Origin of the sequence: Candidatus Pedobacter colombiensis, assembly GCA_029202485.1 — a bacterium.
Lineage (GTDB): Bacteria > Bacteroidota > Bacteroidia > Sphingobacteriales > Sphingobacteriaceae > Pedobacter > Pedobacter colombiensis.
In genome coordinates, this window is sequence record CP119313.1 from 3,518,657 (window position 1) to 3,534,291 (window position 15,635).

General features: G+C 37.7%; 10 protein-coding genes. 2 read left to right on the forward strand and 8 right to left on the reverse strand.

All coding sequences use genetic code 11. From position 1 onward, the window contains the following. Positions 1–15 precede the first annotated feature (15 nt). The 5 genes from P0Y49_14795 to P0Y49_14815 all read right to left on the reverse strand — a co-directional run bounded on the left by P0Y49_14795 (position 16) and on the right by P0Y49_14815 (position 10,024). Positions 16–1,824 carry a RagB/SusD family nutrient uptake outer membrane protein gene (locus P0Y49_14795; protein ID WEK18061.1) on the reverse strand — a complete coding sequence of 603 codons (1,809 nt, stop codon included), beginning with the start codon at positions 1,822–1,824 and terminating at the stop codon, positions 16–18. Positions 1,825–1,835: 11 nt separating this feature from the next. Next, positions 1,836–5,024 carry a TonB-dependent receptor gene (locus P0Y49_14800; GenBank protein ID WEK18062.1) on the reverse strand — a complete coding sequence of 1,063 codons (3,189 nt, stop codon included), beginning with the start codon at positions 5,022–5,024 and terminating at the stop codon, positions 1,836–1,838. A 34-nt stretch (positions 5,025–5,058) separates the two neighbouring features. Next, entirely contained in the window at positions 5,059–6,936 is a 1,878-nt protein-coding gene (locus P0Y49_14805; protein ID WEK18063.1) for an FAD-dependent oxidoreductase, read from the reverse strand. A gap of 38 nt (positions 6,937–6,974) precedes the next feature. Then, positions 6,975–7,991 (reverse strand): phosphodiester glycosidase family protein, encoded by a 1,017-nt coding sequence (locus tag P0Y49_14810; protein WEK18064.1) that lies wholly within the window; start codon positions 7,989–7,991, stop codon positions 6,975–6,977. 143 nt (positions 7,992–8,134) lie between these two features. Continuing rightward, complete coding sequence (locus P0Y49_14815; GenBank protein ID WEK18065.1) at positions 8,135–10,024, reverse strand: family 20 glycosylhydrolase; 1,890 nt, start codon at positions 10,022–10,024, stop codon at positions 8,135–8,137. Between the two features lie 144 nt (positions 10,025–10,168). On the opposite strand from P0Y49_14815, the gene P0Y49_14820 reads away from it, so the two are divergent. Further along, entirely contained in the window at positions 10,169–11,389 is a 1,221-nt protein-coding gene (locus tag P0Y49_14820) for an ROK family transcriptional regulator (GenBank protein ID WEK18066.1), read from the forward strand. On the opposite strand, the gene P0Y49_14825 is transcribed toward P0Y49_14820, so the two are convergent. Together P0Y49_14825 and P0Y49_14830 are read right to left on the reverse strand one after the other, a co-directional pair. Further along, a complete protein-coding gene (locus tag P0Y49_14825) occupies positions 11,390–12,583 on the reverse strand; it encodes a copper amine oxidase (GenBank protein ID WEK18067.1) in 1,194 nt (397 codons plus the stop codon). A gap of 39 nt (positions 12,584–12,622) precedes the next feature. Continuing rightward, positions 12,623–13,429: an alpha/beta hydrolase family protein gene (locus P0Y49_14830; GenBank protein ID WEK18068.1), complete on the reverse strand. Its 807-nt coding sequence runs from the start codon at positions 13,427–13,429 to the stop codon at positions 12,623–12,625. 427 nt (positions 13,430–13,856) lie between these two features. Here P0Y49_14830 and P0Y49_14835 point away from each other — a divergent pair, with 427 nt between their 5' ends. Continuing rightward, positions 13,857–15,083, forward strand: coding sequence for an ROK family protein (locus tag P0Y49_14835; GenBank protein WEK18069.1), 1,227 nt, complete (start codon positions 13,857–13,859; stop codon positions 15,081–15,083). A 60-nt stretch (positions 15,084–15,143) separates the two neighbouring features. Here the strand turns inward: P0Y49_14835 and P0Y49_14840 are convergent, their stop codons facing one another. Then, positions 15,144–15,455: an RNA-binding protein gene (locus P0Y49_14840; protein ID WEK18070.1), complete on the reverse strand. Its 312-nt coding sequence runs from the start codon at positions 15,453–15,455 to the stop codon at positions 15,144–15,146. Positions 15,456–15,635 lie beyond the last annotated feature (180 nt).

Consider the following 15,635-nt stretch of genomic DNA (forward strand, 5'->3'; position numbering starts at 1 on the left):
GTTTATGAATTATAATTACCACCCTTTATTTTGATTGATATCTCTATTAGAATTAAGCTCTGCAGCAGGAATAGCAAATAAAGTATCCCTTTCAGAAACATTTTTCGCAGCCTTTATTGCATGATCATAACCAGTAGCCGGCTTAGTATTCGCGATTTCAATTTCATAATTTTTCATTGCCGAATAAAACTGCCCCCATCTCACTAAATCAAAACGTCTTAAACCTTCAAAACACAATTCCAATGATCTTTCTTTTCTGATTGCTGTTCTTAAATTATCTGGCGAATCCTTTTCTGCCGCAGTAAGGTCATAATTATTGGTCGCATTTTTACTGATCACTGGCGTTAAAATTGCACCTCCAGCTCCTTCTCCACCTACTAAGGTAATTACCGGAGCCGAAGTATAACCAGAACCACTGCTAATCATATAAACTCCTGAGATTTTACCACCTGACACCACTACAGTAGCCGTAGCACCAAATCCGCCGCCTCCACCAGAAAAAACTGCAGTAGGTGCTTTAGTATAAGCGCCACCATTGGTAATGGTAACCGACTTAACTACTTCACCAGCCATTAGTTTTCCATGTGCCCGACGTTTCACTTCATTTACTGCATCAACAGCAATAGAGGTCACTCCATTCACTTCGTTCTCTGCTTCCGCAAGCATCAACAATACATCTGAATAGCGTAAAATTGGAAAATTAATTGTTGATGTTCCATTAAACTTAGGTGCTGTATTTTCATATTCACGTCTCCATTTAGCATCCCCACGGTTGTATAATTGTGTTGGCGAATAAGCCACTTTACCACCTTCAACATCAGCACTATAAGAAAATGTATTGATATTCCAGTCTCTTCTTAGATCGTCCGAATCAAAAGAGTTGTAAAAATTATTCGTAACATGCTTAGCACCATAACTATAGCCTATGTTTTCATTGGCAGCAATACCATTAATTACACCCACAGATCCTTCTTCAACCTGAGTGCCATTTCTTTTACCAAACTCAACTTCCCAGATGACTTCGTTAAGATCATATTTTTTCTCAGACATATTAATGAATACCTGCTTATAGTTTGGGTTTAATGTATGACCTGCCTGCTTCACTTTCTGAGCCCATTTAATGACTTCGGCATAACGGCTAACATCCCTTAATGGTGCACCTGCCATTTTAAGGTTTACTCTTGCCAGTATTCCCCAAACTACTGACTGCGTAACTCTACTTCCGTAAGTATAAGTACGATGCGGAGCAACCATATCAGCCGCTTTTTCCATTTCACTTACAATAAAGTCGTAATTTACTTTATATGGAGAATTTTTATAATTCACTTCAAAACCTGATTTAGTGGAGGCCGTTTTTAAAGGTACATTACCCCAATTATTGGTTAGAATGAAATGATAATACGCTCTCAAAAAGATCGCTTCACCAAGGGCAATCTTCTTCTTTTCCTTATCCATTACTGCTTTATCTATATTTTCAATCAACATATTCGCTCTGTTGATTCCATTGTATAAAGCTGTCCAGCTGTCCGTTAATTTAGTATCTGATGGGCTATAATTGTATAAGCCTAAATCCTGTGTCCAATTAGAAAGGTTAATAAAGCTGTCATCAGCCACATCCATTTCATAGAACATATACCTGCCATAAGTGGCCGACTTACCAAGTACATCATAAATACCTGTTAAGGCTCCATTTACCTCTGCTTCGTTTCTAAAGAAATCCTTTGGTGCTGAAAAATCTGTCGGTGATGGGTTCAGAAACTTCTTACATGATGATGAAGTTAATGCCATTCCTAATATCGCTATGCTATATAATATGCGTTTCATAACTTATATTTTTAAAAAGTACTGTTGATTCCGAAAGTAATTGTACGTGCTCTAGGATAAGCAGAGTAATCAAACCCTGGTGTTAGAGCACTGTTTCTTACAGAAACTTCTGGATCATAACCTGAATAATTTGTCCACGTGTAAAGATTTTGTGCTGCTAAATAAACCCTAGCTGATTTTATCACGTTTGTTCTTTTCAAAAGATCTGTTGGTAATTTATAACCAAGTGATACCGTTTTTAATCTAAGGAAAGATCCATCTTCAATAATTCTTGTTGAGTAGGCTTTTAGAGAACCTCCACTACCAGCAGCTACACCTGGTATATTAGAACTTGTATTTTCTGGCGTCCATCTGTCTGCATAAGTTGCAAACTGATTGTAACCATATTTGTAAGATGACTCGAACATGATTCTGTTGGCATTGATAATATCATTACCATAAGACCATTGGAAAAATACGTTCAGATCAAATCCTTTGTAGCTAAAGTTATTGTTAAAACCGCCTGTATGTTTAGCGTAAGGACTTCCAATTACGGTTTTATCATTTTCAGTAATCTGAAGATCACCATCTAAGTCTTTGTACTTTATATCACCTGGTTTTATGTTAGCTCTGGCACCACCATGTGCCGGAATATTTTCCTTTAAGGTATAGGTATTACCTACTTTAATAAAATCATCATAACCATATACACCATCATATATTAAGCCATAGAACTGAGCAATCGGGCTACCTATTTTAGCTACATAACCTGGAATATTTTTCCAGTCATCGCCCCAATTTTGAGCTGTAACAATCATCAGCTGATTTTCACTCAAGCCAAGGATTTTATTTTGATTGAATGCGATATTAAATGAAGCATTCCATGAAAAGTCTCTGGTTTGGACAGGCGTTCCTCCTAATGTAATCTCTAAACCTTTGTTTTGAGTAGATCCAATATTTTTAATAGCTCTGCTGTATCCACTAACTGGAGGCATTACTGCATTGAGCAATAAGTCGTATGTCTTTTTATAATATAAGTCCAACCCAAATGTTAAACGTTCCTTAAAGAAGCCCAGATCTAAACCTGCGTTAACTTGCTCAGTAGTTTCCCATCTTAATAAGGGATTTCCTAAACCTGTATATACTACCCCTTTATTATAAACATTGCCGAACATATAACCCGGATTTGAATTTAAAGGATTAGTAGCATCAGTATTTACATAAGCAATACTTGGATAAACAGCAAAGTTTGACACACCATTATTTCCGGTTTTACCCCATGATGTTCTAAACTTAGCGTTAGACAAGTATTTGATGTCTTTTGCAAAAGGCTCATTATTAATTTGCCATGCAAAACCAGCTGAAGGGAAATATGCCCATTTGTTATCTCCAATAAACCTGGACGATCCGTCGGCCCTGAAAGTAGCGGTAAATACATATCTGTCTAACAACTTATAATTGGCTCTACTTATAAATGCCGCCATGGTCGACTTAGAAGTTACAGAAGTGATACTCAGTGGATCGCCTTCATCAATACCACTTAAGCCTAAAGCCTCATTAGGTATCAATATCCCGGTAGCCCCAAAAGCAGCATTTGAATTCGACTCTAAAGACCAGCCTGCCATCATATCAAAATAATGCGATTTATTGAATCTTTTGGCATAAGTCAAAGTATTGGCATTTTGCCAGCCATTTGAATTGAAATGCGTCTGACTTCCATTAATGCCATAGTTACCAATGACAGCACTTCTGGAGAATGCCCCATTAAACACATCATCTCTTCTTATCCCCCTGTTAAATGAAGCGATTGATTTGAATTTCAACTCTTTTATGATGGTATATTCCAGATATCCATTAGCGGTAAAGCTGGTCGAGAAGTTCTCACGGAGCTCATTTCTCGCAGTCAATACCGGATTAAAAGTAGAGTTATAATTTTGTTCTACTTCAGGATCAATAGGTTCATCAATCAGATTGAGGTTAGGATCAACAGCTACTGGTCTGAATGACCATACACTAAACAACATATTTAATTCATTGCTGTAGTTACCTGTTGATGTTGGTACACCATAACGTTTTAAGTCAGCGTAAGTAACATTCGCTCCTACTTTAAGTTTGTTAGATACTTCCTGATCAATGGCGATTTTCCCTTGCGTACGTTTAAATCCGGAATTGATGATAATTCCATCCTGACCAACATGCGATAAGGAAATATTATATTTAGTTTTTTGGGTTCCACCTGCCAATGATAAATAATGATTTTGCATTGGTGCAACATGAGTTACCTGATCTTCCCAATTTATACCATTAAGGTTTCTATAGCTTTCCTGGTTTCGGCCGTCTTTAAAATAAAGCGTCTTTGTTCTTATAGGATCTATCTCGTTTTGTAGTTTCACAAATTCATAAGGATTTAACAACTTCATCCTTTTATTATTCTCCTGTAAACCAAAATAACCATTATAGGTAATTACCGGCTCGCCTAACTTTCCTCTCTTAGTTGTTACCATCACCACCCCATTTGCACCTCTGGCTCCATAAATTGCGGTTGCAGAAGCATCTTTAAGGATATCGATCGACTCAATCTCATTCGGATCCAATGTATTTAATGGATTTACCACAGCATTGTTCGGGTCTTCCATTGGGAAACCATCAATAACCACCAATGGGTAGTTTGATTGTGTGATCGAGTTATTACCTCTGATATTGATTTCAATTGGCGAACCTGGTTGCCCCTCGCTGGAAATCACCTGAACCCCAGCAACACGACCTGCCAAAGCCTCATCGAATGATTTTACCGGAGCTTTTTGCATATCTGCGATACTTACCGTTCCAACCGATCCGGTTAAATCTTTCCTCGTGGCAGTACCATAGCCTATTACCACCACATCATTCAATTGAGATACAGACTCTCTTAAAGCGACTTTAACAGTAGTATTCTGGTTAACAATGGCTTCTTTGTCTTCAAAACCAATATACCTGAATACAAGTGTTTGACGGCCTTCCGGCACTTTAATCGAAAAACTTCCATTTGCAGAACTATTAGTCGTTGTTTTAGTGCCTTTTAATTGAATGATCACCCCGACAAGCGGATCGCCTTGCAAATCGGTCACAATACCGGTAACCGTTCGGACCTGCGCCAGCGACGTCATAGAAATGCACATAAAAAGGATAAGGCTTATCCCACTGAAGAGCCATTCCTTCTTTCTAGTAAAAATTTGTTGCATACTGTTAATTGGTTAGATTTATAATACGTTAAGTTTATTTGAGTTTAGTTAATCCATTAAAATCGATTTCCTGAGCAAATGGATTTAAGAAATGATCTATCAAAACAGTAAGCGCTCGTCTTGATAAAACAGTTTCTCCATTTACCTCTTGTTTAGCAACACCTTCGTTTATCACTTTCGAAATCTCAGCAAGGGTTATTTCCTTTTTTGAAACCGATGACAATAACTTTGCAGCAAAAGCTGCATTTACCAGTTTTCCTGAAGGGAACTGATCAGCTATTACCGGATAAAAAGATTTAAATCCTTCAATCAAGGTATATTCATTAATTGGCTGCTCCGGGTAAAACCAGGTTTGGTTAGCCCATTTGTAAGGGATACCTGTTCCTTTTAAAATTCCCGTAGCACCAATCTTTTGCATCACTACAAAGTTTTTATCTTCAGGTTTCACGTCTATAAAAGGCATGATATAAGCCTTACTTTCCAATAAAGCAGATTGTACCTCACGGATATTTACCTGAGCTGGCTGTAAATTATTTTTAATAGCTACAGCTGCCAATGCACCCGCTGCCTGACCAATCGTCAATACCACCGGTTGTAACCTACTGGCACCGGCAACAATATTGGTTACGCTGACACTTTTTTCGGCAACAATAATTCCATCTGCAGTTTTAGGAATCAATGAACCTAATGGTATATTATAGGAAGGCACTTTGATTTTTATAAAATCTATCTGTGGAGCATTCGGATTTTTCAAATGATGATGATCAATCGGATAATCACCAATAGCAATACCAGTACGGTATAAATTAGACTTTTGCTGATAGGGAGCAGTTACATCATTAACAGTTAATGTTACCTTACCATCCAATCGTCTTGCCTCCCGGTGATAAGCAATCATAGGCAATTTATCGGAGGTAGGAAATTCATCATCAGCAATACCTAAATGCTTAAATCCAAGCTTTGTTTGCAGGTGATAAACAAACCTTAAACTGTGCAGTTTAGCTTCTTTAAGGGCAGCGGCTCTATCCTTTTTACTGAGTTCAATAATGTTCAGATAAATGTCGTTTCCACATTTAGGCCAGTTGATCATGTACTTGTTATTTGGAAGTTTACCATAAGTGATCATCTGGTTACAATCTATAGCACGTTGATGATGGGCATCAGCCGAAGGATCGGTAATGTCACAGCAGCACTCAAATTCCTTTGGATCATAACCTGCAGGTTTAGCAATCGTTTTATCAGCATCCTTACCATAATCCTTAAGTACTACTACATAAGTTAAATCCTGGATGATGTCATTTGCCTTTTCAGGAGCAAAAGATTCACCGGTATCAAATCTGCTATCCATCCCCACACGATATGGGATTTTCAGAAAACCCATCACATCCCCTAACTCAGTAGCATCAATAATCAAATCAGCCGTTACAATCGTACGTTTTCCTTTTACATAGGTTTCTACCTCCCATTTATTCCCCTTACGGGTAATGTTCTTCCATTCTGTTTTATACCAAATGGTTAGATTAGGATTTATGGCTAATTCCTTGAGTTTTTTATTTCCTATTGAGGGTTCAAACAAGGTGTTGCTCACCCATCCAGTCTCCACAGCTTTCGGTCCACCATAATAATCATACAGTTTTTGTCTAAACTCCCCCCATAAACCCGAAGGCATCTGGTGATTACCATCAATAGCAGCTACACCGGCAGCGGTTAACATTCCCCCCAACCACTCTGTTTCTTCAATAACTAGAGTTTTCACCCCCATTCTTGATGCCTGTATAGCAGCGGTAGTCCCACTTGCACCGCCACCTATCACCAACAACTGTGTCTCGTATTCTTTAGCCGAAACAGAAATCGTTGCAAAAAAGAATAAAAAAGCAAATAAAAATCCCCTCATAAATCCTGATCCAATCATTTTAACAGTAAGTAATTTGTTCTATAAAATTTAAGTCATTAGAGTTTTTCTTTAACGATCAATGCAGTCACGACCTTTCTTTCAGACCCGTCCGAAGGTTTAACAGTCTGTTTTCCATTTACAGTTAAAGCGGTAGAGCCACCACCATCAAGGTTTATAGCACCCACACATCCCATATCTTTCATCATCTGTGCAAGCTCTGCCAGGTTTACCCCCGGAATACCCGCAGCAGTATTCCCACCTTCGACGGCTAATATAATAATCTTGTTATTTTTAGTATAACCTATAGCCGAACGCGCACGCGAAGAAGTATTATCTATTACAATCAACTCTTCAGCATCTGTTATATTTATTTTATCATCTTTAATTAACATTGGAGATCCACCGATTGCAGATTTAACATCCCATACCTTACCAACAGTTGGCAATATAGCTGTCGGCACAGGCAAAGGTGCAGTATTCAACTGATTTAAAGCAGGAGAAGAATAAGAAAATATAGTTCCATCTCCTGTCCCCACATGGTAAATCCAGGTTACATCAGGCACACCTGCAGCAGAAATACCAAATGCAGCTCTGGTTGGATAGTAAGTTGTATTAACTGAATTATAAACGCGTGTCAAGGACTTAATATTAACGGCACTTACCACAGTATTGTACATCACCAGACTATATGAATTATTTGGACTACCAAAAAAACCACCGTTTATCGAAGCATACTTAGTTCCCGGTTCATTATTATAAAAACTTGTTACTGTTTTCTCCGAAGCAGCCATTACCGGCTTCAACTCTAAATCAGCTTTTGGATCAAAAATAACCGCATATGCTGAAATTGATTTCCCATTAATCGGGGTTGTATTCACATAAATCTGTATTCCATTAGGAAAGTTATCCATTAAATAGATCGCCTTTTTCCAACTGGACGATAAGGTAACCAAAGGTGTTGAGTCAACCAAAGGTTTATCAGGATGAAATTTCCCCTCTTTAGATTTACTACAGGAAGACAAAAAAGCTCCCGCCGATACAAGAATAATAGCAAGGTTTAGTTTTATGTTCATAATGGTTTGGTTATTCAGTAAATATAGCAACTTTATTAAATAAATTAAAAACAATTCCTTAGTTTTATTAAAATATTTTTAAAAGTACCCAAAACCATTATTGTTTTAAATAAAAGAATAGCCCACCAAGCAACCAACTTGCTTTACTTTGCAGGGGTTCTTCTTTCCAATTCAGCAATAGGGATTCTCATCAATCTACCTACCTGAATACCATTTCTATAGGTAACCACCCGTATATTCTGTGCTCCTTTAGGAATATCCAAAGGCCGCCCTGCATAAACCGGATAATAAGGATCCGGATCTGTATCATCAAAAGAATAATAGATCTTAAGCCCCTCAATTTCAGTTGTCAAATTCACTAAAAGAGCTTTATCTGCCCCCCGAACACCCGAAACTACTGCGTCGTAAAAATATCTTGAATAATTAACCGTATCTCTATCCAACATAGGTAAATGCGACTCCACACGGCTAATGAAATCAGTCCAGCTACTTTTACCAGCCCCACTCCATAGTGTTTCACTCAAAGCAAACGCCCTTGGCCAAGTCATAAACTGTAATTTCCGTTCATTAGGCACCTGTTCAGTCCACAAACTACCTTGCCCACCCATCACGTTTTTCTCCTCAATACCTTTGGGCAATGGATCAAATAAAAAGGTAGTATTCAACCTGTTTACAGTAAAAATTGCATTTTCCAGGTATTGATCTCCTTGATAAAAATCCAGATAAGTATAAGCTGCAGGGGTCATCACCACCTGCTGTCCTTTCTTAGATGATAGGATACCTCCTTTATCATCCTTCCAACTCATCACAGCCATTTCATCAGGAAGACCACCAGGTAGGTTTTCATACCAGCCCAAAGGCTTTTTACCCTTCGAAAGCACAATTTTAGAAACACGTTTAAGAAAATATGATTGTAGTTCTTCTGAACTTTTTAAATGCTCATCTTTAATCCTTTGCTGACATACCGGACACTTGTCCCAATAAGCTCTGGAAACCTCATCCCCACCAATATGTATATATTTCGAGGGAAACAATCCTGCCAATTCACCAATAACCTTTTCTAAAAAGACAAAAACAGAATCATTACCCGCACAAACCACATTAGTACGTGAAGCATTCCATGGATCACCCGCCAACACCTGTTGACTTTTTTTAGTACAGGAAAGTTCCGGATAAGCAGCAATTAATGCCAAACTATGACCCGGAACATCAATTTCCGGCACCAACTCTACAAAATACTGCTGCCCGTAAGCCACCAATTCCCTGATATCATCCTGTGTATAAAATCCTCCATCCGTAGCCTGCTCACCAGGTTCCGGAGCCTTCTGATTCCGCCAATATCCTTTACGAGGCACCCTCCAGGCACCTACTTCAGTCAGCTTTGGCAAGCTTTTAATCTCTACCCTCCACCCTTGATTGTCAGTCAAATGCAAATGCAGTACATTCATTTTATATTTAGACATTTGCAAGATATATCTCTTTATCACTTCTTTAGAAAAGAAATGGCGACTCACATCTACCATTAATCCGCGCCACTGAAAGCGTGGAGCATCCTCTATTTTAACTGCCGGAATTCTAGTACCTAAATTAACTCCAGCTCGCTCTGCTTTAAGCGGCAAAAGCTGCACTAAAGTTTGCATTGCATAAAACCAACCTTCAGGTTGATTAGCTTTAATAACCACTGCTTTACTGGTAACCTCCAGCTGATAAGCTTCCTTACCTCCTTTTACATTTGCATCGGACACAAACCTGATCACATTACTATTAGCAGAAGTACCAGCTACTTTCAAATCATAACCTGTCAGCGATTTTAACCTCAATGCCAACAACTCAGCCAAACCCTTATCACTTACACTTGCTGGAACAATTGCGGTATTCGCTTTCAAAATAAAAGCGCCCTCACCTTTCTCTAAATGAGTGGGTTGCGGAATAAGATTAAAGACTTTATCCTGAGCACTGCAGGTAAGACAAAGCACAACGGGGCCAAGAACAAATATGACTTTGCCAATTAATTTGAGTACAATTTTAATCATCTGAATTACGATATGCGGATAAGCTGGGTGTTTTTATTTAACTTTGTGTAAATCTATAAGTTTTTGATACAAATTGATGATATTTATTAATATTATTTAATAAGATTATATTGTAGACTTTTAATCACCACAATTACCAAAAATATGAAAACCGATTTTTTCGACGAGAACAGTGATATCCTAACCGGAGTTGCTTATAAAAACATACATATCAGAAAAAAGATCATCTCTTATTTTGCAGATGCCGGCAATGCAACCATTGCAGAACTCTGCAAAGAAACGAATCTGAGTGTTCCAAAAGTAACCACTCTAATTACTGAACTTATTACAGGTGGACTGGTAAAAGATTTCGGCAAAGTAGGATCTACAGGGGGAAGAAGACCAAACATTTACGGGCTAGCCCCCGATTCAGGCTTTTTCCTTGGTGTAGACGTAAAACATAACCACATCAATATCGGACTGATAGATTTGCAAAAAAAACTAATCAAAATCTCAAAAGATGTTCCTTACAATTTAAACAACACCGCCGAATCACTTGCATCACTTTGCGAGTTAATTAAAAGCTTCATTAAAGAATCTGCGATTTCAAAAGATAAAATACTTGGCCTTGGACTAAACCTTTCCGGAAGGATCAACTACTCGACAGGCTATAGCTACAGCTTTTTCCATTTCAATGAAGACCCTTTAAGTAAATTACTTGAAACCGAACTCAATTTAAAAACTTTTCTTGAAAACGATTCCAGAGCAATGGCTTACGGTGAATTTAACTGCGGCGTAGTAAAGGAAGAAAAAAATGTCTTGTTTTTAAATTTAGATTACGGCCTTGGAATGGGCGTAATGATCAATAACGAATTGTATTATGGAAAATCTGGTTTCGCAGGAGAAATCGGCCACATCCCATTGTTCAATAACGAGATCATCTGCCAATGTGGAAAAAAAGGATGTCTGGAAACTGAAGCTTCAGGCAGAGCATTAATAGCTATGTTTAAAGAAAAGCTAACCACGGGCTCATCCAGTTCCTTAAATAAAGGCATAAGCGACAACATACAAATGCAGGATATCATCAATGCAGCAAACAACGACGATGTACTTTCTATTGAACTGCTCGCCAAAATAGGTGAAAAACTTGGTCGGGGAATAGCCCTTCTCATCAATATTTACAACCCTGAACTTGTTATTCTGGGCGGAGCATTAGCCTTAACCGGCGAACATTTACATTTACCCATAAAGAGCGCAGTAAACAAATACTCCCTAAGCCTTGTAAATAGCGACACCCAATTAAAACTATCAAAACTTGGTGAAGAAGCAGGCGTTATGGGCGCCTGCCTCCTGGTAAGAAAAAGACTTTTAGAATATTCTATTTAATTATTTCAAAGTATCCATATCCACTGGAATAAACACCAATGGCGTTGGAAGACATGAAGCACCCGGCGGAGAGTAAGTCAACTTAATCACTTGTTCTTCGCCATTTTTCGCGGGTGGGAATACCTGCACTAATATTGCTTCCGGTGCAGTCTTAGTTACCAATCTATCATTTGGCAATTGAATAATTCCCTCATTAAACTTTCCTTTACTAACAACCATCGTCGCCGCCATGCCATTACACCATTTGTTATCAGCAGAACGCGAGTTCCAGGTAACCAGCGCCAAACCTTTACCATCAGTACTTTTCCACTTCAACTCTATATTGTACATTACACCGTAATTTCCCGCCAAAGTAGACTCTTTACCACTTGTACCTTCAACACCCAGCACCCATGGATCTTTTATCCCATCAGCTACAACAATTTCAGCCACTCCGTTTTTAGTATCCAATACATCGACACCAGTAACCTTATAATTACTTACACCAAACAAACCACGACCTGCATTTTTATGTCCTGTAGGGATCACCGTTTTTATTTTCTTCAATGCCACGGGACCAGGAGTCTTAACATCGGTCTGAATAATATTAATCTCCCCGGGTTGATCGATCACAAAATCATAAAAACCATGAGACAGCTCATCATATTTTACTACATTACGTTCCAACTGCTCATCTACCGCAATTGCTTCGCCAGGCTCAACCACACGAATCTTTTCATCGCCATTGGAAGCAAAATAATCAGCCAATCCCTGTTTACCAATCTGGAAGTAATTAGCACTTGGCTTTTGCGAAGAATATTTTAACATACGAATATGCATCTTCTGTTTACCCGTATTTTTTATAACGGCAGTAATTTTACGATCGATCTTTACCGGTTCCTTTACACCATTTACATTATATACATACAACCTAACTGCACCCGGCTGCACAGCCTCTTTTAACGCAATAGCTTCGGGCATCCTAATGTATTCGGGATCATCAGAAATGATAAACTGAGGACCAGGCAAAACCACTTTATTGTATTTGATATCTACCGGTTTAACGGTAAAGAAATCCTTCATCAAAACAACATTCCCTTGTTTTGCCTTCAACAAACTCTCCGCATCCTCGCGATTAATAGTCTGTGCACTTAAATGCATTGTACTGCAAACGAGCACCAGACCTAAAGCAATTTTTAAGTTTTTGTATTCCATATTTCTAATTTGTGTGTGTGTATGTGTCAAACAATAACATTAGCCTTTATTGGCCAATCCTGAGAAAAAGCTAAAATGAGCCTCAATGCTTTTAGACCAGTACGGCCCCGTATGTGCACCCGGCTGAGCGATATAAGTCGCTTTAATTTTCAATTCATCACATTTTTTTCTGAATTGATTATTAGCGCCATACAGATAATCCTCAGTACCGCAATCAAAAATCAGCGTCTTTTTTAAATCCTTAATACTTTCCAGCCTATTTACCGGAGAAAATTCATCAAAAGCTTTATTTTCTTCCGAGTATGGTCCTAACAAATAAGCAATCGTTGTTTTTTTAAAACCTGAATGCCTTAAATTAAGCACTCCGGAAGTACTGCCTGCACTTAAAAAAACATCAGGATGTTTTAGAAAAAGATACATAGCCCCAAAACCGCCCATGCTATTACCAGTAATAAAAATCTTTTCCTTATTAGTCTTATAGACACTGTTTATTTTTGGCATCAACTCCTTCATAAAGAAATCCTCGTACTGCACACTATCCGGCTGAGGAGAATTCATGTACCAGCTTTTCTTTAAGCCATCCGGACAAACCACAATAAAATTATAAGTATCTGCCAACCTTTGCAGGTTAGCTAACCTGGCCCAGGTTCTAAAATTAGCTGAATGTCCATGCAATAAGTAAACAACCGGGTATTTAGATTTCACATTATAAACAGCCGGTTTATAAACCAGCACACTATCGTCCGTTTTTAAGCTCTTAGACTTAAGTACCATCGTGTCCTGTCCCCTTACCGACAGAAATAAAAATACCAAAGTCAGCAACAACAATCCTTTTAATTGATTCATAGTTCTTATTTATATTTTAATTTTTATTATAAAGATGCGCAAGGCGCTAACTTCAAACAAATTATTCAATCCAACAACACGATTCTATTTATTAATAATTTTCAACTCACAAATAGTAAGCACATAAACTCCAAATCAAATCACCTTAAATCGCAGGTCAATATAGATATATTTTAACAACTTATATTTATTTATTATAATTTATCACAAAGCAATATTTAGTTACATCATTTTATTAAATAAAATAACAACTTAAAAATTTAACACCATTAACATCATAAAATATCAATTCTCAATAAATTAACTCATTTTTATATTTTATACAGAACAAAGTAAGTTTGTGTTGATTATAAATAAAATAGCATTAATTTGCAGCAATCATACTATTCAGACACCAAACAGACAGAGAAAAAACTTGTAAAATAAGATGGGGAAAACTTTTTTTGAAGAATTAAATAGCGAGAATATAACCGGTGTTGCATACAAAAATGTTAGCCTAAAAAAAAGCGTAATCAGTTACTTTGCCAATATAGGTAATGCAACGATTGCAGATTTATGCAAAGAACTGAATCTAAGTGCTCCAAAAATTACCGCATTATTAGGTGATTTGATACAGGATGGCCTGATTAAAGATTATGGGAAAATAGATTCTACTGGAGGACGTAAACCTAATTTATATGGATTAGTACCCGAATCCGCTTTTTTTATAGGGGTAGACATTAAACAGAACCACATTAACATTGGCCTATCCGACCTACAGAAAAATCTAATCAAGGTTTCTGAAAAACTTCCTTACAAACTAGACAACAATAAGGAATCGCTCGAAGCATTGTGTAACCTGATCAATGATTTCATCAAAGAACTAAGTACACCAAGAGAAAAGATATTAGGTATAGGCATCAACTTATCTGGAAGGATCAACTACACTACCGGCTATAGCTACAGTTTCTTTTATTTCAATGAAGAACCATTAACCAAAATCCTTGAATCGAAAATAGGTATTCGTATTTTCCTGGAAAACGATTCCAAATCAATGGCCTACGGAGAATTCTCTGCAGGAGTAGTTAACGGAGAAAAAAATGTGCTATTCCTAAACCTCGATTATGGCATAGGGTTAGGTATTCTGATAAATGGACAACTTTACTACGGTAAATCAGGCTATTCAGGTGAATTTGGTCATATCCCATTGTTCAACAACGAAATCATCTGTCACTGTGGTAAAAAAGGCTGTTTAGAAACTGAGGCTTCGGGATGGGCGCTTACTCGCATGTTTAAAGAACGATTACAGGAAGGCTCTTCATCCATTTTAACCCAAAACAACCTAAGTCCTGAAGATTTAAAAATGGAAGACATCATCAGCGCGGCCAATCACGATGACGTGCTAGCCATAGAGCTGATTGCTAAAATAGGCGAAAACCTTGGTCGTGGTATAGCTTTACTCATCAACTTATTTAATCCGGAACTGGTGATACTTGGAGGAAGTCTTGCAGCTACAGAAGAATACATCAGACTCCCTATAAAGAGTGCCATTAACAAATATTCGTTAAGCCTCGTTAATCAGGATACAATTTTAAAAATGTCTAAGCTAGGCGAGCGTGCGGGAATTATCGGAGCATGTCTTTTGGTACGCAACCGATTACTATCCCTATCTTAATAACTTTACTTTATCGGGGTAGTTGATCCTTAATTACCCCTCACTACTCCCATTTTACCCCTAGCTTAGTCTTGGTCGTTTCTTATCGCCAGGTTTATTTGTTTTCACATAAGCTTTAGGTGCTGGAGCAAGTTCTTCAGCGATTTTAATATTAAGCACCTGCCCTTTATAAGTTTCTCCATTTAATACCAAAACAGCTTTCTCTGCCTCTGCCTGATTAGCCATCTCCAAAAAAGCATAGCCTTTACACCTCTTGGTTACTTTATCACGCACAACTTTTATCGTGCTTACCTGAGCATGGAGACTTATAAACATTACGAGATCTAATTCAGAAACGTCAGGCTTAAGTCCCCCAACAAAAATTTTAACCATGATAACTGAAATTTATGCCATAAAAGTAAAGATTATATCGCTACCGCACAATTTCAAAATGGTTGACAACAACTCTTCAAGCTCCATCAAAATATTGGCAATAGAGTCAACATCTTAGATCAAATCTCATAATATTAATTTTATAGAAATAAATAATACTTTTAGTTGTTTTAATTATAT

What these genes read in the sequence shown, in the direction of transcription:
- P0Y49_14840 (WEK18070.1), bottom strand. Translation starts at nt 15,455, where the DNA reads ATGGTTAAAATTTTTGTTGGGGGACTTAAGCCTGACGTTTCTGAATTA.
- P0Y49_14800 (WEK18062.1), bottom strand. Translation starts at nt 5,024, where the DNA reads ATGCAACAAATTTTTACTAGAAAGAAGGAATGGCTCTTCAGTGGGATA.
- P0Y49_14825 (WEK18067.1), bottom strand. Translation starts at nt 12,583, where the DNA reads ATGGAATACAAAAACTTAAAAATTGCTTTAGGTCTGGTGCTCGTTTGC.
- P0Y49_14835 (WEK18069.1), top strand. Translation starts at nt 13,857, where the DNA reads ATGGGGAAAACTTTTTTTGAAGAATTAAATAGCGAGAATATAACCGGT.
- P0Y49_14820 (WEK18066.1), top strand. Translation starts at nt 10,169, where the DNA reads ATGAAAACCGATTTTTTCGACGAGAACAGTGATATCCTAACCGGAGTT.
- P0Y49_14805 (WEK18063.1), bottom strand. Translation starts at nt 6,936, where the DNA reads ATGATTGGATCAGGATTTATGAGGGGATTTTTATTTGCTTTTTTATTC.
- P0Y49_14815 (WEK18065.1), bottom strand. Translation starts at nt 10,024, where the DNA reads ATGATTAAAATTGTACTCAAATTAATTGGCAAAGTCATATTTGTTCTT.
- P0Y49_14810 (WEK18064.1), bottom strand. Translation starts at nt 7,991, where the DNA reads ATGAACATAAAACTAAACCTTGCTATTATTCTTGTATCGGCGGGAGCT.
- P0Y49_14830 (WEK18068.1), bottom strand. Translation starts at nt 13,429, where the DNA reads ATGAATCAATTAAAAGGATTGTTGTTGCTGACTTTGGTATTTTTATTT.
- P0Y49_14795 (WEK18061.1), bottom strand. Translation starts at nt 1,824, where the DNA reads ATGAAACGCATATTATATAGCATAGCGATATTAGGAATGGCATTAACT.